Source organism: Vibrio sp. 070316B, assembly GCF_013114115.1.
Lineage (GTDB): Bacteria > Pseudomonadota > Gammaproteobacteria > Enterobacterales > Vibrionaceae > Vibrio > Vibrio chagasii_B.
The window spans coordinates 228,466-247,136 of record NZ_VTYC01000002.1 but is presented as its reverse complement, the minus strand read 5'-3'; the positions used below and the strand labels follow the sequence as shown (position 1 = coordinate 247,136).

The window sequence follows — 18,671 nt, the reverse complement described above, 5'->3', positions numbered from 1 at the left end:
TTAATTAACCAGTGCAGTAACGTCTTGAACCGGAACGTATTGCTCCGTTTCTGTCGCTTTAATGATGGCGTCGATCACCAACAGATTTTGCAGGCCATCGTAAATGCTGACTTTTGGTGTCTGCTCTTCGCCACGAATTAGGGCGCAGAAATGCTCAAGTTGACGCTTAAGTGGATCTTCACGCGTTACTGGCTCTTGGCGCTCTTCCATCGCATTCCACCAAGAAGGCGTCACACCCTCTTTAAAAGACTTAATCTGCATTGTCGGGATCGATAGTGAGCCGTTGGTGCCAGCCACGTGGTAGCAATCTTCAGTTTCATAAGTCGCGTAGGTTTTGTTTTCTTGCGAAGTTTGCTCCCAGCTTCGTGGGCTTGCTGAGGCATCTGACAACATGAATGAGCCCAGTGTGCCGTTGGCAAATCGCAGCGAGATTGCTGTTGTATCTTCCACTTCGAACTCGCGAGTCGCATTCGAATTCAGAGCTTGAACACCAACAATGTCGCCAACCAAATGACGCAGGTTGCCAATCTCATGAATCATATTAATTAAGATCGGGCCTCCGCCTTTGACTTTGCGCCACTCGCCTTCGTTGTAGTAGTAATCAGGTTTGTAGAACATCGCGCTGCCCATGATAGATACCGTCTTACCCAGTTCACCGCTGTCGATGATCGACTTAGCAGTCTCAAGCAGTGGACTATAAGCACGGTGGTGACCAACCAACATTTTTGCTTCTTCACGATTTGCGTGTTTAAGAAGCTCAATGGCATCTTCTATCGAGTCGGTAACTGGCTTCTCGACAATGGCAGGCACGCCAGCATTAATACACTCGTGCGCTTGAATCGCATGCAGACGATTTGGTGTCGCCAAGATCACACCGTCTGGCTTGTCTTGAGCAAACAGCTCTTCTAGGCTGGCGTAAACCTTAACGCCATATTCTTCAGCAACCTCTTTTGCCCCCGGAGAAGGATCAACAATCGACGCCAACTGACATTGCGCGTTTTCTGAAACCAGTTTGATGTGTGTTTTTCCGATCAGACCAGCCCCAGCGACAGCAATTTTAACTTGTTCCATGTTATGACCTTATTTTTCATTCACGCTCTACAGGCGTCTATTTTTATGATGATGTTGTGATAGCAATAACGACGGACAGCGAGAGTCCAGAGGCCACCGTCGTAATAATTAGAGTGTTTAAACAGAAGCGTTGTTGTTGATAGAGCCCACCTAAAATCGGGTAGATGGACAACATAGGAGACGCAGCAAAGATCAGTAATACATACTTGAGGTCACCTTCTACGGGTAGCGTCATCAGCAGTGCAACGACCACCAATGGGAAGAAAACCAGCTTCATAGAAGAGACAAAAGCGATTCGTCTGAACTGCTCAAATTTCAGTGACTGCCCTAGCGCCCCACCAATAGCAAATAGCGCCAATGCGACCGATGTTTTCGCAAAAATGGATACCCCTTCAGTCACGAATTCTGGCAAGCGAATCCCCATAATATTCACGACTAAGGCAAAGCTGATCGCTAAGATAATCGGGTTGCGACTAATACGACCCGCAACAATCTTTAGCTGCTCACTGATGCTTGACGAACGACCTTGAGCAAACTCCAGTGAAATCAAACTCAGCGGGATAAACACCAGATTCTCAATCAACACACACATTAAAAATGCTTCAATGAACTGACCGTCGTACAGCGATAGCACTACAGGAAAGCCAACGAATGCGCTGTTTGGCATACCGCTGCCCAAACCATTAATGAAGCTTTCCGTCCAAGTGGACTTGAGCAAGCCTTTGCTCACCAATATCGCCACGGTCATCGCACTCAAGCCTGCAATGGCGTACACCAACATGAAGTTGACTTGGATGACCTGCCCTAATTCAATGCTACTCAAGCTGCTGACGATCACTGCTGGCAACGATACATACAGCACGAATTTGCTTACCTCAGCGACGAATTGTTGGCTAAAAAAGCCTTTTTTGGTCGTGAGGAACCCTACTGCCACGATAAAAATCAGTGGCAGCAACACTTCAAATACAAACATTGTTTTTCTCTAGTAGCCGAATAACTTCGGTAAGAAGAGCACGCTTTGTGGTACGAAAGTGATGAAGAACAGCACCACGACTTCCAATAGGAATAGAGGAATAACTTGCTTAGATATCGCTGCAATCCCGACCTTGGAAATGGTATTGGAGACAAACAAACAGATGCCCATTGGTGGTGTAATCAAACCAATCATTAGGTTGAAGATAACCACAATGCCAAAGTGAACAGGGTCGATACCAAAGCTCATCGCAATCGGATGGAAGATTGGAATCAGAATCAGCATGGCTGCTATACCTTCAAGGAACAGGCCCACCGCCAGTAGGATTAGGTTCACCATGATTAGGAACATAATCGGATCTGAGATAGTACTAAGCACCTGTTGGCTGATGTATTGAGGTACACGCGAGAACGTCAGCAGCCAGTTTGCTACAGAGACAACAGCAATCAGAATCAATACGATAGAAGAGTCGCGCATTGAACGCATAAACACTTCAGGTAAGTCACTGACTTTGATTGATTTGTACATGAACATGCCTACCGACAGCGCATAGAATGCAGCAAAGGCAGCCGCTTCAGTCGGTGTCACGATACCCATTAGAATTGAGCCAAGGATAAAGATTGGCATCGTCAGTGGTACAAAGGCTTTAACCAAAGCTTTGCGACGACTTGTTCGTACACCAGTATTTACAATCTTGTGCTTCGTTGCGTAAAAATAAACAAACACAGACAAGGCAATCGCCGACAAGACACCCGGAACAATACCCGCTAAGAACAGAGCAGGAACCGAGACACCACTAGCGATAAGCGCGTAGATGATCACCGGAATGCTCGGTGGAATCATAGGACCAATCACTGAAGAGGCAGCGGTCAGTGCTGATGCAAATTCTTTGCTGTAGCCCTCTTTTTCCATTTGAGGGATAAACACTCGGCCCAGTGCAGAAGTGTCTGCTACCGCGGAGCCTGAGATCCCGGCAAACATGACCGAAGACCAGATATTTACTTGTGCTAAACCACCACGGAAATGACCAACCAAGGCGTTAGCAAAGTCGATAATGCGACTAGTAATACCACTCTTGTTCATCAGCTCGCCAGCCAGAACAAACAGTGGAACAGCAAGAATAGAGTATGAGTCTAGTCCGCTAAAAATTCGTTGTGCAACAAGGCTGATTGAGATTGGAGTGCTCGTTACGTAGAACGACATAGCCAAAATAATGGCAAACACTAGCGGAACACCAAATACGAGCATACCGCCCATTAAAGCTATTGATGGCATAGTAGATCCTTATACATCGCCTTGAGTGAGAGAAGAGACTGGCGCATTGGCGCGTCGAGATAGCGTGACATGTTGTGCGAGACGCAATAGAGCGGCCACAAACAGACAGATACCACCAACAACTAACGCAGACTGGAAGTAGTACATGCTCAAGCCAATACCTGGTGATTCGATACCACCGCGTTTCATGACAAATAAGTAGCCTGAGTAAGTCATGATGCCCGCCGATACTAGCACTGCGATATCAACTACAATCGCCAAAACCTTTTGGAAAATGGCCGACTTGACTGAATCTAGAACCGCAAATTTAATGTGTAGTCCCTCGAGGTAACAGAGAGACGTACCAAACATCACACCGTAGATCATTGAGTACTTACATAACTCTTCACCCCATAGGATTGAGGTATTGAAGAAATAGCGCGAGATGGTAGTGACTAGCATGACTGCAAACAGTACAAACAGAGACGAACCTGCGCAGAAAGCCAATAGTTTTTTATATTGTTTCATCATAGTTCCCTATCTCCTTGGGAAAGCGCAGCATTGAGAACCTCAATGCTGCGAACATCAGAGTTACTTCGTTGCAGTTTCAACCGCTTGAAGTGCGCCATCGATCCATTTCGAATCTACGGTACCTTAAAGCCATTTGATTACCGCAGGCTGAGTTTTGTCGCGGAATTGCTTCTGCTGCTCTGCTGTTAATGATGTAATCTTCATGCCTTTCTTACCTAGCGTTTCTAGGCCTTCAGCAGAGTTAACCTGCTGAACAGCACGGCCAACCGTACCTGCAACTTGCGCTGCACGGTCGATGATCGCACGGTCTGCATCAGATAAACCTTGGTAGAAATCGTCGTTCATTAATAAGAAGTCGGTGCCGTACACGTGACCATCCAACGTGATGTACTCTTGCAGCTCGTAGAACTTATTCGCGCTGATAACGCTCACTGGGTTTTCTTGACCATCAATAACACCGGTTGTTAGAGCAGCTGGTACTTCAGGGAAGGCAATAGGTGTAGGCTCGGCACCTAAAGATTTCAGCAGCTCAACATAAAGAGGGGTTGTCATTACACGAATCTTCAGACCTTTTAGATCATCAGGAGACTTGATTTCACGTTTTGAGTTGGTGAAGTGACGGAAGCCTGTCTCACCATAAGCCAGATTACGTAGACCTGTTTGTTTTAAACATTGCTCATTAAGTTGCTGGCCAAACTCGCCATCTAACACTTCCCAAGCAACAGGTGCTGATGGGAAAAGATAAGGAATTTCAAGAACATTGGCTTCTTTACACAGTTTAGAATAAGCACCAGACACCATCGTCATGGTCAGCATTCCCTCTTGCGTAGACTGAAGCAGCTCTGTTTCACCACCAAGTTGACCTGATGGGTAGATGTTAACCGCGATACGACCGCCAGATTCCGCTTCTACGATATTTTTGAATACCTGTGTCGCAGCCCCTTTCTTAGAGATCGTCCAATCCTGAGAGTCGACATGACCTATTGTAATATCGATATCCGCAGCTGATGTATTTGCAGCAAATGCCAGTGATACAGCCAGTGATAGTGTCTTTATAGTTTTCATTCTATGGAACCTCCTGTTTCATTGCCGATAAAACTAACACTAGGAATTAACAAAACAAAATTCACTTACTGAAAGCATTATTCAAAAATTAGATAACCCTCGCTCTTCAAGGGTCAGAGATAAACAGAAATAATCACAAAAAATCATAAACTTAAGAATGAAAAATAAACATAATCACCATCAATAAATGGTCAAATTTGATATTTTACAAATTGGTTAATTTTGGAGAATTAAGTCACACTTTAGAAACAATATATCATTCCCTACTTCATAGAGTGTTTGAATTCCGTTACTAATATGTCCATTGATAAGGGAGTCGACTATTTCGAGCCAGATCATTAATAGAGTTTAAGCTCTAAAAACCCAAACTGTGATTTATTTCATATTTCGTACTGTAACCAACGTTCAGTGGTAAGGAAACCGTATGTTTAACATCCCAAATTTGCGCCACCTTAGGGCGATATCTGAAGTCGTTCATACAGGAAGTATTAGCAAAGCATCTGACACGGTTTTCCTTTCTCAACCCGCAATAACACAAGCTATCTCCAAGCTTGAAAAGAATATGAACAGTGAGCTGTTTGAACGCACCAGTGATGGCATGACGCCAACGAAACAGGGTGAAGCCTTCGCTTTTCGAATTGACCGTGCGCTGGAAAACATCAGTCAAGGCATCTCTAATGCGCTAAAGATTGCCACGAAGCAGCGCAAAAATAGTGTGCAGCGTTATCTGTTTAATATCACCACCACACAACTAAAAGCGCTAGTTGCCGTCGCTAACGGACAAAGCTTTACCGAGGCGAGCCGGTTACTTGAAGTGTCTCAATCATCGGTTTACCGAGCATCAAAAGATCTTGAAGAAATTCTCGGGTTTACCTTGTTTGAAAAGACCAGTACAGGCATCGCACTATCTAAAGCAGGGGCTGCATTAGACAAAGCAAGCAAACTCGCTTTTGTTGAGATAAAACAGGGGCTTGATGAGGTTAACCTTCTAAGTAACCGACACAGTTCAGTGATCACAGTAGGCTGTTTACCTCTTGCGAGAACCTGCTTGCTTCCAAGTACCATTAATGAGTTTTCTAACGCCTATCCTGACTGCCAAATACACGTCATTGATGGCCCTTATAAAGACCTGCTCAACCACCTAAAATATGGCGAAATTGATATTCTAATTGGCGCTCTACGCTTTCCCGTTCCCAGCACCGATATTCGTCAAGAAACCTTATTTGAATCGAAGAACACCATTTTATCGCGTGCTGACCATCCTTTAGCAAACCGAGAAAAAGTCAGTATCAAAGAGCTTCAAGAATCAAGCTGGGTTGTCTCCTCTAGTGCAACACCTGCGCGTAAAATGTTCGAAGATATGTTTACCAAAGCCTCACTGGAAGTACCAAATCGTTTAATTGAGGCAAGCTCGCAAATGCTAGTTAAAGAGCTATTACTGGGCAGTGATCGATTAACCCTTCTTTCCCAACATCAAATCAGACGCGATCTCGATGAGGGGCATTTAGTTGCTCTTCCTTATGAAGGTGAAGAACAATCCAGACCCATTGGTTTGACGGTCCGCAAAAACTGGTTTGCCACTTCTGTACAGACTCACTTCTTACAATTATTGCGAACAAACGGAGTTAAAATGTCGCTGTAATAACCCTATTATTTTCAAAATTGAATACCCTTTGAATTAAATTGATTATCCGCACTCAATACCAAATGATAGTGTTTAACCATAGCCAAAGATAATTAACAAACAAAAAGGTGGTTATGGTGAAAATCAGTAGGATTGCATTTATTGGTTTTGGCGAAGCAGCAAAAACATTTATTTCTTCTTGGAATGATCGAGCACCTGAAATAATTAATGCCTTTGACATAAAGACGAACAATATATTTACCCGAGAGAAAAAACTTCTCGAATATATTGATCAAGGTGTGCAAGGGACATTTCGTCCTGAAGAAGCAATTCACGGCGCACAACTTATTTTTTCCCTAGTCACCGCTGACCAAGCTGAACAGGCACTGCAGCAGATAGCAGGCTCTCTGACTGAAAAACAGATTGTACTCGACTGTAACTCTTGTTCCCCGCAAGCCAAACAAAGACTTGCAAAGCTGGTTAAAGCGCAAGGCGCTGAGTACATCGACATTGCCATCATGGCGCCAGTATTGACATCACAGCCTAATATTCCGCTCTACTTATCCGGACAAAAAGCCGACAAGGTCGCTGAATACCTAACTCTACTGGGTTTCGATATTGAGGTTATCTCGGAAAACGTAGGCGATGCATCAAGCATAAAAATGATGCGCTCAGTACTGGTAAAAGGCTTAGAGGCGCTAACCACAGAGTGCGTTCTGGCAGCACGTAAATCAGGTGTTGAACATCACGTACTCAAATCGCTAGGTCACACCTACCCGGGGTTAGATCTGAGTCACCTAAGTCGTTATCACATAGAGCGGATGCTCAACCATGGTCAAAGACGCCACGCAGAATTAAAAGAGGTTGCAGCGACCTTAAACGAGTTAGGCATGAGTCACTCGATGGTCGAAGGGGCAATGAACTGGCATCAATCGCTAGGTGAACTCAACATCGAAGCGTCAGATCAACCTCTCGGTCAACTATCTGACCAGATCATAGAACAACTGCAGGTCGAGGATACTGAATCGACCGCAACGAAATTACAAAATATCCAATAATTTAATCGCTTGAATACAAAAGGAATGATTATGAAAGTGTGTGTAGTAGGCGCTACGGGTGCATTCGGCCAAAAACATTTAGAGGCACTACGTAATATCGACGACGTTACCGTTACTGCGATGGTTGCCCCTGAAGCGGACAAACTTGATCAACTCATTACAGATTACAATCAAACAGCTCAAGGTTTCTCTTCACTTAAAGAAGCACTGAAATCTGACAACGTCGATGCTGTGATTCTAGCAACACCAACTCAAATGCATGCTGAGCAAGCTATCGCATGTATGGAAGCTGGCAAGCATGTTCTGGTTGAAATCCCAATGGCAGACAACATTGAAGACAGCTACAAAGTGGTTGAGACTCAAAAGAAAACTGGCGTTGTCGCTATGGCTGGTCACACTCGCCGATTCAATCCAAGTCACCAGTGGATCCACAACAAGATTGCTGCTGGCGAGCTAAACATTCAACAAATGGATGTTCAAACCTACTTCTTTCGTCGTACTAACACCAACGCGAAAGGTGAGCCACGTACTTGGACTGATCACCTACTATGGCATCACGCTTGTCACACTGTTGACCTTTTCCAATACCAAACCGGTGAGAAGGCATCAAAGATTCAAGCGCTGCAAGGCCCGATTCACCCAGAGCTCAACATCGCAATGGATATGAGCATTGGTATGAAAACGCCATCTGGCGCACTATGTACGCTATCACTCTCATTCAATAACGACGGTCCATTTGGCACCTTCTTCCGCTACATCTGTGACGAAGGTACCTACATCGCTCGCTACGACGATCTATTCGATGGCAAAGAGAATCCGATTTCACTGGAAGGTGTCGCGGTTTCAAACAACGGCATCGAGCTAATCGACCGTGAGTTCTTCGATGCGATTCGCACAGGCCGCGAACCAAACTCAAGTGTCGCAAGCTGCCTACCAGCTATGGAGACACTGCACGCATTAGAACAACAGCTAGAGCAAGAGTAAGGAGCCCGGCGATGATTACTATAGGTGAGCACTCACTCGCGCCAGTTGCCCTTGGATGTATGAATGTATCTCACGCATACGGAACCCCCCCAAGTGAAGAGCACAGCATCAAGCTACTCAATAAGGCGCTTGATCTTGGCTACAACATGCTCGATACCGCAGCTCTTTATGGGTTTGGTAACAACGAGAAACTACTCGCCAAAGCGGTAGGTCATCGCCGTAATGAGTTCTTTCTTGCTAGCAAGTGCGGCATGTTTAAAGGCCCTGATGGTAAACGCGCTATTGATGGTTGCCCGCAAACCATTCGTCAAACCTGTGAAGATTCGCTGCAGCGTCTCAATACCGATGTGATTGACCTCTACTATCTGCACCGCTGGGATAAATCAGTGCCGATTGAAGAGATCATTGGTGAACTTTCTAGGCTGGTTGACGAAGGCAAAATCAAACACCTCGGTCTATCTGAGGTATCGGCAACCACGCTGGAAAAGGCACACCAGATCCACCCAATTGCAGCGGTTCAGTCAGAGTATTCATTGTGGTCACGCAACGCAGAGATCGCAGTGATTGATAAATGCCAAGAGCTGGGAAGTACCTTCGTGTCTTTCAGCCCTGTAGGGCGCGGCATTCTTAGTGGCGAGCTGCAAAGCAATCAATTCGTGGATGGTGATATTCGCAATGCGATGCCGAGATTTAATGCAGAAAATTTTGAATCTAACTTGTCGGCTGTAAACAAGTTCGCTTCTCTGCTGCCGATTTTTGCTGAAGAGAATGTATCACTACCTGCGCCAACTCTGGCTCAATTTTCCTTGGCATGGACGCTGGCTAAAGCGCCTCATTCAATAGCACTACCAGGCACCACTAACCTTAAGCATCTAGAAGACAACTTAAATGCGCAGCATTACTCGGTTTCGAACGCCCTGCTAGAACTGGTTGAGCGCACTGTACCGCAAAAGGCATTTGTTGGCAGTCGCTACAACGCGCCCACTCAAGCCGAAATCGATACCGAACAATTTTAGCCGAATAAAGAACATAGAAGACACGCTCATCAGAAGAGCTCAAGAGTAAATAAAGGATTAATAACATGACAACAAAGAAAACAGCTTTAGTAATCAGTGCCCATTCAGCAGATTTTGTCTGGCGTTGTGGCGGTGCCATCGCCCTTCACCAAAAGCTGGGCTACGAAGTGACCATTGCATGTCTTTCATATGGTGAGCGTGGCGAGTCTGCAAAGCTATGGAAACAAGAAGGCATGACACTTGAAGACGTTAAGCGTATTCGTCATGAAGAAGCGACAGCAGCAGCGGCAGCTCTTGGCGTAAGTGACATTCGTTTCTTTGACTTCGGTGATTACCCACTGGAAATCGACAAAGAAGGTAAGTACCAAATCGTCGACCTGATCCGTGAGATTCAACCAGAATTCATCATGACGCACTCTAAATGGGACCCATACAACACAGACCACATGTACGCCACTGAGATCACTCTGCAGTGCCGTATGATCGCACAAGCTTGGGGTCATAACCCAGGTGAGAAAGTGCTAGGTGCACCTCAGGTTTACCTATTCGAACCACACCAAAGCGAGCAGATGGAATGGAAACCAAATACCTTCCTAGACATCTCTGAAGTATGGGAAAGCAAGAAAGCCGCTATTGAGTGCATGCAAGGTCAAGAGCACCTGTGGACCTTCTACGAAAACCTAGCAGAAAACCGTGGCAACCACTTTAGACGTAATTCAGGTGGCCAGGCGGGCGGCAGAAGCTGTCAACACGCTGAAGGTTTCCAAGCTATCTTCCCACAGTGTGTTGATTCGTTGTAAAGCCTCTCCACAACCACCTCGCCCGATAAGCCAGTCAGGTAAATAACCAAAGCCCCGCAACACTGTGGGGCTTTTTGCTATCGGTAATCATCTACTCTTCGCAGGGCGTAGCAACCACCGAATCTAAGCCCTTATCTTTCTGAAACAATCCATAGGCGTTAGGCCAAACTTGTCCTTAAAACGCTGGCTAAATCGCCCCTCTGACTAATAACCACACGCCAAGACCAACTGAGCAACATTACTGTAGCCCCCCTGTATCAGATACAAAACATGAGCCTAGCGAACTCCCATAAGCACCTCACTAAATTGAGTGCCTCCTCGTTTGAACGTACGAATCGTTGTTGCACTACTCATGGCAAACTTCGTCGAGAGCATGCTAAGCACTGGGGGAGCGAGCTAAGTAGCGACTTAACTTCTGATACAAACCAAGCACCGAAAAACGCTGAGTCTCATGACTTATCGTTTGGGATTGAAACGAAAACAGAGCATTAAAGGGGGGCCTTGTAGTGCCGTATCAGAACGGAAAATAGTTTGGGAGCTGTGTAGTCAAGACAAAGAAAAAGCCCCAGAGCATCACACTCTGGGGCTTTTTAAACATTTGACGGCTAATCTAATCAGCGGTTTTCTATCAACATGGTGCCAGCGCCGGTATTCGACACGGGTGCGTGATAGCTGCTTTTCAGCACATTAAGCTCGCCCGTCAATGCACCACGCATACCAAGCCACATAATGAATTCCGCACCTTGCGCACCACCCTGCTCTACTAGGTCGTAGATCGAAAGCTTAGTCAGCTCTTCTGGGTTGTCGATCAGCTTCTTCATGCAGTAAAGATCGAACTCTTTATTGATAAAGCCAGCACGCTCACCGTCCAACTGATGAGAAAGACCACCAGTGCCAAGCACAACAACCTTCAAGTCTTTATCGTAGCTTTCAACGGCCTTACCAATCGCTTTACCTAGGTCGTAACAACGTTTAGGTGATGGCATTGGGTGCTGTTCAACGTTGATACATACTGGAATCACCTTCATATGACCGTAGCTGAAGTTTGGCCACATCAGCTGCATTGGTACAGTTAGTCCGTGGTCAACTTTCATCTCTTGGCAGATGGTAATATCGAACTCGTTCTCTACCAGTTCGTTACAGATATGCCATGACAGCTCTGGGTCACCGTTGATCTCTGGAATAGTTGGAATACCCCAGCCTTCATCGGCATTCTTATAACTTTGTGCGGCACCAATCGCGAAGGTCGGTTTCTTATCTAAGAAGAACTCTAGGCCGTGATCGTTATAAAAAACGACTGCTACATCTGGTTGAACTTCATCTAGCCAGTGGTGAATCGGTGGATACGCATCAAACAAAGGCTTCCAGTATTCAGTTTGTTGTAGATTGTTCTCAATTGCTTTACCAATTGAAGGAATGTGGGAAGTGGTAATTCCGCCAACGATCTTTGCCATAACTATTTCCCTGCCTCTACTAACATCTGTTTAAATTCTTCAACTGTCATACCCGTTTGCATCGCACCAATATCTTGCATGTTGAGTCCCAACATGCCGACGAATTTGGCAAGGTAATAGATACTGCCACCCTCGGCGATCAACCCTAGAACATCACGCTCTTTGATTGCCGTCTTTTGAGCTTCCGTCAGGCCATATTTGTCACAGTAAGCCATTTCATCGGCTGAAAATGCATCACGCCCCGCTTGTTCGTTAAGTGAATGACACATCTTGTTCAAGCCATAGCCTTTACGCGCCATCGCGCCATCAAACATTGTTGTTCCGGGGATCGGCTTATTATTTAGGTAAGTCATGTTACACGCTCTCCGGCCAGTAAAGTTTCATTGGGTTAGTGACGAGTAGTGCTTGCTGTTGCTCTACCGTAGTGGCAATTTGTGGGATCACATCCACTAAGTGACCATCGTCTGGAGTGTGTGATTTCATGTTTGGATGTGGCCAGTCGGTGCCCCAAAGTACGCGGTTTGAAAACAGATCAACCAAGGTTTTAGCAAACGGCACCACGTCGGAGTAATCCGGTGGCGTTTGAGTCAAGCGCTCTGGGCAGCTCACTTTGCACCAGATATCTGGGTTACGCTCCATCAACGAAATAAACTTGCCGAACTCTTGGCTATCGACACCTTTTGTCACGTCAGGACGCCCCATGTGGTCAATCACTACCGTCATGTTGAGTTCTTCTAAAAACGGCGTTACATCATCGATATCTTGCGCTTCAAAGTAGACCACAACATGCCAACCTAATGGGCGGATCTTCTCAGCTATCGCTTTAAGTTTTTCAGTTGGTACCGTATCAACCAAGCGCTTCACAAAGTTAAAACGAACACCGCAAACGCCAGCTTTGTCCATCGCTTGCAGCTCTTCGTCAGTGACAGTTTCGTCAACGAATGCAATACCACGAGCTAACTCACCAGCGGTCTCTAGCGCATCAACAAGCGCGCGGTTATCTGTACTGTGGCAAGAAGCCTGAACAATCACATTACGGCTAAAGCCTAAGTGATCACGCAGGGCAAAAAGCTGCTCTTTTGACGCGTCGCACGGGGTGTACTTACGCGCCGGAGAGTAAGGGAATTTAGCCGCAGGACCAAAAACGTGACAGTGGCTATCCACTGCGCCTTCTGGCACCACAAACTTCGGCTTGCTTGGATTTGGGTGGAACGGTAGGTAATCAGCGTCCATGTTTCTTCCTTGTTATTTTCAGCAGGCTTACAGTCCAAATACGGTGCCATCGAACAGCTTTCTTGCTGTGCGAAGGATCGCGGCGGACTTCACTTGATTTTGTTCAACGTCTAGCACCACGCTCATCTTTCCGATTGGGTGTTCAACATCGATATGTATTTGTTTTTCTATTTCGACTTCAGCAAGTTGCTTAGCTGGGGCGTCATTCAAGATGCAAGCACTTGCGACACTCACCGCACCTAACACACCAATCGACGCATGGCAGCGATGTGGGATAAAAGTACGCGTTGAAATACCACCACCATATTGAGGTGCGCTCACCAGCGTCATTTTCGGCACGCTTAGCTCACGAACATCGCCGAGATTCATCATTGGTCCAGCTTGTAGGCGAATCGACTCCAGACGTTGCTTAAGTTCTGCGTTGTCATCCAATTGCTCGCGGGATTCGTCACCAGTAAGGCCAAAATCTTGAGCTTTTAGCACCACGACAGGCATACCGTTATCAATCAGAGTTACGCTCATACCGTCAATCACGTCGACTTCATTCCCCGTTGGCAACAGAGCACCGCAGGTAGAGCCAGCCGTATCTTCAAAGCAAACCGCTAGCGGAGCCGCGGTATTAGGGACTCCATCAATATGGCAGTCACCAGCATAGGTCACTTGCTTGTTTGGGGTTTGCACGGTAACCGTTGCTACTTGCTGCGTGTTCTCCATGAAGATGCGAACCGAGGTGTGACCCTCTTGCGCCTCTACTAGTCCACGTTCAATCGCAAACGGTGCAACACCCGCTAAAATATTGCCACAGTTTTGTTTGCCACTAATAAGCTTTTGGTCAACAAATACCTGTTGAAATAGGTAGTCAACGTCGACGCCTTCACGTTTTGACGATTCCACTATCGCAACCTTAGAGGCTAGTGGGTCTGCACCGCCAATTCCGTCGATCTGTCTTGGGTCGGGGGTGCCCATCATCGACAACAAGAACTGCTCACATGCTTGCTCGTCCTCTGGTAAATCCTTACGTAGGAAATAGGCTCCCTTTGATGTACCAGAGCGCATCCACATGCATTGTGCACTGAAGGGATGGCTAGACATATTTCAAACCTTTCTCTTCTAGGCGGCCGCGCATTTGATAGATGTCCAGACCCAACTCGCCGTTCGCTAATCGAACACGCTTTGCTTCTTCACGTTCCATGCGCGCTAATGATTCATGCAGAACCTCTTCCGCTTCCTCACGACGTACAACCACAACGCCATCTTCATCAGCGACCATCACATCGCCTGGGTAAACCAGAGCACCAGCACAGTTCATTGGCACGTTCACCGAGCCTAGTGTCTCCTTGATGGTACCTTCACTGAAGATCGCCTTAGACCATACTGGGAAATTCATTTCACGCAGGTCACGAGTGTCACGTACGCCACCTTCAATGATAAGGCCGACCACACCACGCGCTTGCGCCGATGTCGCTAGCAAGTCGCCAAAGAAGCCGTGATTAGAAGGGGAAGTCGGTGCAAATACTAAGAAGTCACCCGCTTTTGCTTGCTCAATCGCTACGTGCATCATCCAGTTATCACCCGCTGCACCTGAGATGGTCAATGCAGAACCCGCAACCGCGTCGCCTTGGAAAATTGGGCGCATGTAATGAGCCAATAAGCCTTTACGACCCTGAGCTTCATGAATGGTTGCCACACCACATTGACGCAAGCCTTCAATAAGCTCTTTATCTGCGCGCTGAATATTTTGTACGACGACGTTGTTCTGCATTTGTGTTCCCTCTTAATACATTTCGGCAGGTGAATCCCTTCAAAGGTGGTTACTGCTCACTGATGTATTCACTATAAAGAGGTGCTGACAAAGGCGATATTTCAATTATTTCGCAAGGTATAAGATTTTGAGATAGGAAGTGCAATCGCGCCTGTTACCACGTGAGTGCTGCGCCCTGCGTTATCAGTAATCTTCAAAAATTGAATGGGTGTTAGGAAAAAACAATTATCGCGAGAAAGAGGGTTTTGCTAGCGTAGTAACAAATAACGATAAGGAGTGAATCATGATTCAATGTCGACTCATAGGGCAGAACATCCAACGTTCTCAATCGCCAGATTTTCACAATGCCCTTGCTGAAAAACTTAATATTGAACTGCACTATCAACTCGAAGAGCTGACTACTAACAGCGCAGAAGCACTCCACCAGCACACTACTGACTTGTTCGACAACGAGATTGATTCCGCTAACGTTACCTATCCCTACAAAGAACAAATACTATCGGTCGCCGATCAGCTCGCGCCTTGTGCCAAACGAGTCGGTGCGGCCAACACGCTGGTTAAACGCGACCAACAGATCACTGCTTACAACACCGACTACAGCGGCTTTATCGCTGCATTTAACCAATTTGCTCAGCACAAGCCGGGCAAAGTGGTGTTGCTTGGTTGTGGTGGCGTCGGCAAAGCAATCTGCTTTTCTCTTGCCGATCTCGGTGCGACAGAGATCGCAATCTATGACCGGGATCTAACAAAAATGAATAGCCTAGCGAAGCTGCTTGCGGCTGAGAATATAGATACCGTATGTTTGAATGAAACGACGCTAGAAACAGCGGTACAGAAAGCAGAAGGTGTCCTCAATTGCACGCCCATCGGTCATTATCAAACACCCGGCTGCCCAATTGAGGCCTCTTGGTTGCAGGAGCAGGCGTGGTGTTTTGATGCCGTATACATCCCACGGGAGACAGAGTTTCTAAAAGCCGCACAGCAGAAATCTATCAAGACGTTGAGTGGCTTTGAGCTCTTTTTCCATCAAGCACATGACGCGTTCTCCCTGTTCACTGGTGCCCAAATTTCAACTCAACAACTCAAAACCTTTAAGCAAACACAGCTTGCAAATTTACGTTAAGGACAATGACTCAATGAAAAAAATCTTAATACTCAACGGACCAAACCTAAACCTACTTGGCACACGTGAGCCTGCACAATACGGCTACGAAACACTGGCTGACGTAGAAGAAAACTGCCGCAAAGTCGCTGCAGAGTATGGTTATGACGCTGAGTGTTTTCAAAGCAATACCGAAGGCAGCCTAATTGATGCTATCCACAAAGCGGGCCGCGAGTTTACTCAAGGTGAATGCGCTGGCGTTGTGTTTAACCCGGGTGCTTACACGCACACATCGATTGCGCTTCACGATGCGATCAAAGGGGTTGAAGTACCAGTGGTTGAAGTCCACATCTCTAACGTGCATGCACGCGAAGCTTTCCGCCATCACTCATACATCTCACCTGTCGCTGCAGGAACCATCATAGGTATGGGCACAAAAGGCTACAAATTAGCTTTGGATTTTTTGTTAGATAAGTAATTAAACTGAATACGTTGAGAGGCGCTTTGAAGAAGTCATTGTAAGCAGATCGGTTTGAGCAATGCCCTATCAATCGCAGTCACTATCTAAAGTAAGGGAGCATCGCTAAGTTGCTCCCTTAATCTATTTAACTCGTCTCGAAATCAGTAAACATCTAACTTCTCTGAGTACAACTGAGAAAATCGTGTGGGTTACGAGTCTATCTCTACCGTGATCTCGGTTTTTACCGAATTGGCAATGAAGCAGTTACTGTGCGCCAGATGATGCAACTTTTCGAGCTGTTTATCCGATGGGCGCTTATCACCAACAAATTGGATTTGGGGTTTAAGCGTCACATGGCTAACCCAAGCTCGCCCCGCTTTATCCTCTTCAAGAACACCAATCGCATCATCAACGTAAGACTCAATCACGTACTTTTGTTTAGCCGCGATTCCCAAAAAGGTCAGCATATGACAACTGGCAATAGCCGCAATAAAGGCTTCTTCGGGATCAACATTTTCCTCAACGGAAAGTGGTAGTGGCACAACATGAGGCGATGACGACGCAGGTACAATAACGCCACCATCGAACTCCCATGTATGCCCGCGACTGTATTGGTTATCGCTAAAAGCCTCATCTTCGCCTTTCTGCCAACGAATCAGGGCACCATAATCAGACATGTTTTCTCCTTAGCGATCCGCAGGGTGGTTCACACCATCGTTAGTCACCACATCACCAATATCAAAAGGGTTCACCCCTTCCAAACAACCAATATTGAACCCGTATTCATTTGGGCTAGAACGACGTTGATGATGAGTATAGATACCGCAGTTCGAACAAAAGTAGTGCTTCGCGGTGTTGGTATTGAATTGATATAACTTCAGATATTCTGCACCTTTAAGGATCTTGATACCATCCAACGCAACAGAACCAACAATCGCACCTTTTCGACGACAGATAGAGCAATCGCAGCGACGCGGCTTTTCGATTCCGTTAGGCAGGCTGAGCTCTAACTCCACCGCACCGCAGTGACAGGTGGCTTTGTGAAAAGGTTGGATCACGGTGTTACCGACTAGTTTCATGAGCACTCCTTGTACTGATTACTTTTCATCCATCATATCTTGATTTGTTATTTTGGTAAAAAAATGTGTTTTCCGACAAATATATAGCGCATGTTTTCATTACATAATTTAAGCTAAATTTCGACATCACTGACTCTATCGTCACCTAAACAGCAATGACCGAGTCATATTCAAATTATTTAATCTCTTTCTACAGGGCACACCTATATGAATCTCAATCTGATTAAACACTTTCTCGCAGCCTATGATTTCAAGAGTATTTCGAAGGCAGCAGAACATATGAATATGACTCAACCATCGATGACCGCCGCGATCAAAAACTTTGAAGAGCAGAGCGGAAAAATCATGTTTTATCGCACCAGCCGTTCAATTCAACCGACAGAAGATGCGCATTATCTTGCTGAGCAATGTCGAGAAATATTAGGCCGCCTCGACTCAGTTTTTAAAGAAGAGAGAAAGCTAAAAATCTGCTGCCCAGAAGTGATCATGCAGGCACTCCCTGGCTATGAAGGGGTCTACTTTGTTGAAACTTCCGCCATTGAATACAGCACTTTGGACAAACTAAGGACCGGAGAGGTGGATGTTGTTATCGACGATATCTCTGTTACTGATCACTCTTTTATTGTTGAATCGATCGGCTCTCAAAAGCTCGCACTCGCATGCCGTAAAGACCACCCAACGATTGGCGACACCATCTCACTTGAGCAGTTCAAAAACGCCGAGCACATCATGCTGCGCCTAAAAGACAAAAATGTAAGCGCACTAGAAACCCGAACTGAAGAAGCCTTTGATCGTAACGTGGTTCGAGAAGTGTCCGGTCAATCGAATCTACTGCTGAACGCCCGTAACTCTGACGCAGTGTGTATTGTCAGCGAATCCATGTTTGATTTAGCAGAAGAGCTAGGGCTAAAAGTCCTAGAACCACCATTTACGCTGCGTGACTACGAAATGAAAATGATTTATCACAAACGCAGTATTCAAGATCAAAGACATGCTCAAATTCGAGAGCACATCAAAAAGCATCTAACAACACCCTCAAATAAATAAAAACTATACAAAAGGTGATGAGTCGTAATTAATGACAAAATAACCCATCTTACATAGATAAAATCTATGTTTTTTATAGCTACTACCCAATGGTTCGCCGCTTAAGAACTGCCTAATATATCGTCATCAACGAGGCACATTACATAACCTCGTATCCT

The 18,671-nt window shown here is 46.0% G+C and carries 20 protein-coding genes and 1 pseudogene; 8 read left to right on the top strand and 13 right to left on the bottom strand.

Annotation, left to right across the window (positions count from 1 at the left end):
- The 5 genes from F0251_RS03475 to F0251_RS03455 form a co-directional block, all read right to left on the bottom strand.
- Entirely contained in the window at positions 1-1,071 is a 1,071-nt protein-coding gene (locus F0251_RS03475; RefSeq protein WP_061032885.1) for a Gfo/Idh/MocA family protein, read from the bottom strand.
- Positions 1,072-1,114: 43 nt separating this feature from the next.
- Positions 1,115-2,044, bottom strand: a complete 930-nt coding sequence (locus tag F0251_RS03470) for an AEC family transporter (RefSeq protein WP_171730333.1) — start codon at positions 2,042-2,044, stop codon at positions 1,115-1,117.
- A gap of 9 nt (positions 2,045-2,053) precedes the next feature.
- Positions 2,054-3,319 carry a TRAP transporter large permease gene (locus tag F0251_RS03465; RefSeq protein WP_171730332.1) on the bottom strand — a complete coding sequence of 422 codons (1,266 nt, stop codon included), beginning with the start codon at positions 3,317-3,319 and terminating at the stop codon, positions 2,054-2,056.
- A 9-nt stretch (positions 3,320-3,328) separates the two neighbouring features.
- Positions 3,329-3,829 (bottom strand): TRAP transporter small permease, encoded by a 501-nt coding sequence (locus F0251_RS03460; RefSeq protein ID WP_171730331.1) that lies wholly within the window; start codon positions 3,827-3,829, stop codon positions 3,329-3,331.
- Between the two features lie 123 nt (positions 3,830-3,952).
- Positions 3,953-4,894, bottom strand: a complete 942-nt coding sequence (locus F0251_RS03455; RefSeq protein ID WP_171730330.1) for a DctP family TRAP transporter solute-binding subunit — start codon at positions 4,892-4,894, stop codon at positions 3,953-3,955.
- A 424-nt stretch (positions 4,895-5,318) separates the two neighbouring features.
- Between F0251_RS03455 and F0251_RS03450 the strand changes: the two genes are divergently transcribed.
- The 5 genes from F0251_RS03450 (at position 5,319) to F0251_RS03430 (ending at position 10,376) form a co-directional block, all read left to right on the top strand.
- Positions 5,319-6,536, top strand: a complete 1,218-nt coding sequence (locus F0251_RS03450) for a LysR family transcriptional regulator (RefSeq protein ID WP_105058674.1) — start codon at positions 5,319-5,321, stop codon at positions 6,534-6,536.
- A 116-nt stretch (positions 6,537-6,652) separates the two neighbouring features.
- Entirely contained in the window at positions 6,653-7,576 is a 924-nt protein-coding gene (locus F0251_RS03445; protein WP_216610886.1) for a DUF1932 domain-containing protein, read from the top strand.
- A 30-nt stretch (positions 7,577-7,606) separates the two neighbouring features.
- On the top strand, positions 7,607-8,560 hold the full coding sequence (locus F0251_RS03440; protein WP_061032880.1) for a Gfo/Idh/MocA family oxidoreductase: 954 nt from the start codon (positions 7,607-7,609) through the stop codon (positions 8,558-8,560).
- Positions 8,561-8,571: 11 nt separating this feature from the next.
- Positions 8,572-9,576 carry an aldo/keto reductase gene (locus F0251_RS03435; protein WP_171730329.1) on the top strand — a complete coding sequence of 335 codons (1,005 nt, stop codon included), beginning with the start codon at positions 8,572-8,574 and terminating at the stop codon, positions 9,574-9,576.
- 65 nt (positions 9,577-9,641) lie between these two features.
- Positions 9,642-10,376 carry a PIG-L deacetylase family protein gene (locus F0251_RS03430; protein WP_032553670.1) on the top strand — a complete coding sequence of 245 codons (735 nt, stop codon included), beginning with the start codon at positions 9,642-9,644 and terminating at the stop codon, positions 10,374-10,376.
- 207 nt (positions 10,377-10,583) lie between these two features.
- Here F0251_RS03430 and F0251_RS24430 read toward each other — a convergent pair.
- From F0251_RS24430 to F0251_RS03405, 6 genes and pseudogenes are all read right to left on the bottom strand, one after another.
- Positions 10,584-10,866: pseudogene (locus F0251_RS24430) on the bottom strand (AraC family transcriptional regulator); the annotation flags it as partial.
- Between the two features lie 124 nt (positions 10,867-10,990).
- The gene (locus F0251_RS03425) at positions 10,991-11,830 is read right to left on the bottom strand and encodes a class III extradiol dioxygenase family protein (protein ID WP_061034043.1); all 840 of its coding nucleotides are present in this window, start codon (positions 11,828-11,830) and stop codon (positions 10,991-10,993) included.
- A 2-nt stretch (positions 11,831-11,832) separates the two neighbouring features.
- Positions 11,833-12,183 (bottom strand): protocatechuate 4,5-dioxygenase subunit alpha, encoded by a 351-nt coding sequence (locus tag F0251_RS03420; protein ID WP_105058664.1) that lies wholly within the window; start codon positions 12,181-12,183, stop codon positions 11,833-11,835.
- Position 12,184: 1 nt separating this feature from the next.
- Entirely contained in the window at positions 12,185-13,063 is an 879-nt protein-coding gene (locus F0251_RS03415; protein ID WP_171730328.1) for an amidohydrolase family protein, read from the bottom strand.
- A 27-nt stretch (positions 13,064-13,090) separates the two neighbouring features.
- A complete protein-coding gene (locus F0251_RS03410) occupies positions 13,091-14,155 on the bottom strand; it encodes a 4-oxalomesaconate tautomerase (RefSeq protein ID WP_171730327.1) in 1,065 nt (354 codons plus the stop codon).
- The gene (locus F0251_RS03405; RefSeq protein ID WP_032553679.1) at positions 14,148-14,825 is read right to left on the bottom strand and encodes a 4-carboxy-4-hydroxy-2-oxoadipate aldolase/oxaloacetate decarboxylase; all 678 of its coding nucleotides are present in this window, start codon (positions 14,823-14,825) and stop codon (positions 14,148-14,150) included. The genes F0251_RS03410 and F0251_RS03405 overlap by 8 nt, the downstream gene beginning before the upstream one ends.
- A 283-nt stretch (positions 14,826-15,108) precedes the next feature.
- Here F0251_RS03405 and F0251_RS03400 point away from each other — a divergent pair, with 283 nt between their 5' ends.
- Both F0251_RS03400 and aroQ read left to right on the top strand, forming a co-directional pair.
- On the top strand, positions 15,109-15,948 hold the full coding sequence (locus tag F0251_RS03400) for a shikimate dehydrogenase (protein ID WP_171730326.1): 840 nt from the start codon (positions 15,109-15,111) through the stop codon (positions 15,946-15,948).
- A 13-nt stretch (positions 15,949-15,961) separates the two neighbouring features.
- Positions 15,962-16,405, top strand: coding sequence for a type II 3-dehydroquinate dehydratase (aroQ, locus tag F0251_RS03395; protein WP_008216825.1), 444 nt, complete (start codon positions 15,962-15,964; stop codon positions 16,403-16,405).
- A 191-nt stretch (positions 16,406-16,596) separates the two neighbouring features.
- On the opposite strand, the gene F0251_RS03390 is transcribed toward aroQ, so the two are convergent.
- The gene (locus F0251_RS03390) at positions 16,597-17,064 is read right to left on the bottom strand and encodes an OsmC family protein (protein WP_105058659.1); all 468 of its coding nucleotides are present in this window, start codon (positions 17,062-17,064) and stop codon (positions 16,597-16,599) included.
- 9 nt (positions 17,065-17,073) lie between these two features.
- Positions 17,074-17,466 (bottom strand): GFA family protein, encoded by a 393-nt coding sequence (locus tag F0251_RS03385; protein WP_105058658.1) that lies wholly within the window; start codon positions 17,464-17,466, stop codon positions 17,074-17,076.
- Between the two features lie 207 nt (positions 17,467-17,673).
- Between F0251_RS03385 and F0251_RS03380 the strand changes: the two genes are divergently transcribed.
- Complete coding sequence (locus F0251_RS03380) at positions 17,674-18,513, top strand: LysR family transcriptional regulator (RefSeq protein WP_171730325.1); 840 nt, start codon at positions 17,674-17,676, stop codon at positions 18,511-18,513.
- Positions 18,514-18,671 lie beyond the last annotated feature (158 nt).

Coding starts and splice junctions, on each gene's coding strand:
- F0251_RS03435 (WP_171730329.1), top strand. CDS start 8,572: ATGATTACTATAGGTGAGCACTCACTCGCGCCAGTTGCCCTTGGATGT.
- F0251_RS03425 (WP_061034043.1), bottom strand. CDS start 11,830: ATGGCAAAGATCGTTGGCGGAATTACCACTTCCCACATTCCTTCAATT.
- F0251_RS03450 (WP_105058674.1), top strand. CDS start 5,319: ATGTTTAACATCCCAAATTTGCGCCACCTTAGGGCGATATCTGAAGTC.
- F0251_RS03380 (WP_171730325.1), top strand. CDS start 17,674: ATGAATCTCAATCTGATTAAACACTTTCTCGCAGCCTATGATTTCAAG.
- F0251_RS03415 (WP_171730328.1), bottom strand. CDS start 13,063: ATGGACGCTGATTACCTACCGTTCCACCCAAATCCAAGCAAGCCGAAG.
- F0251_RS03460 (WP_171730331.1), bottom strand. CDS start 3,829: ATGATGAAACAATATAAAAAACTATTGGCTTTCTGCGCAGGTTCGTCT.
- F0251_RS03470 (WP_171730333.1), bottom strand. CDS start 2,044: ATGTTTGTATTTGAAGTGTTGCTGCCACTGATTTTTATCGTGGCAGTA.
- F0251_RS03390 (WP_105058659.1), bottom strand. CDS start 17,064: ATGTCTGATTATGGTGCCCTGATTCGTTGGCAGAAAGGCGAAGATGAG.
- F0251_RS03385 (WP_105058658.1), bottom strand. CDS start 17,466: ATGAAACTAGTCGGTAACACCGTGATCCAACCTTTTCACAAAGCCACC.
- F0251_RS03440 (WP_061032880.1), top strand. CDS start 7,607: ATGAAAGTGTGTGTAGTAGGCGCTACGGGTGCATTCGGCCAAAAACAT.
- F0251_RS03405 (WP_032553679.1), bottom strand. CDS start 14,825: ATGCAGAACAACGTCGTCGTACAAAATATTCAGCGCGCAGATAAAGAG.
- F0251_RS03475 (WP_061032885.1), bottom strand. CDS start 1,071: ATGGAACAAGTTAAAATTGCTGTCGCTGGGGCTGGTCTGATCGGAAAA.
- F0251_RS03420 (WP_105058664.1), bottom strand. CDS start 12,183: ATGACTTACCTAAATAATAAGCCGATCCCCGGAACAACAATGTTTGAT.
- F0251_RS03410 (WP_171730327.1), bottom strand. CDS start 14,155: ATGTCTAGCCATCCCTTCAGTGCACAATGCATGTGGATGCGCTCTGGT.
- F0251_RS03430 (WP_032553670.1), top strand. CDS start 9,642: ATGACAACAAAGAAAACAGCTTTAGTAATCAGTGCCCATTCAGCAGAT.
- F0251_RS03465 (WP_171730332.1), bottom strand. CDS start 3,319: ATGCCATCAATAGCTTTAATGGGCGGTATGCTCGTATTTGGTGTTCCG.
- F0251_RS03445 (WP_216610886.1), top strand. CDS start 6,653: ATGGTGAAAATCAGTAGGATTGCATTTATTGGTTTTGGCGAAGCAGCA.
- F0251_RS03455 (WP_171730330.1), bottom strand. CDS start 4,894: ATGAAAACTATAAAGACACTATCACTGGCTGTATCACTGGCATTTGCT.
- aroQ (WP_008216825.1), top strand. CDS start 15,962: ATGAAAAAAATCTTAATACTCAACGGACCAAACCTAAACCTACTTGGC.
- F0251_RS03400 (WP_171730326.1), top strand. CDS start 15,109: ATGATTCAATGTCGACTCATAGGGCAGAACATCCAACGTTCTCAATCG.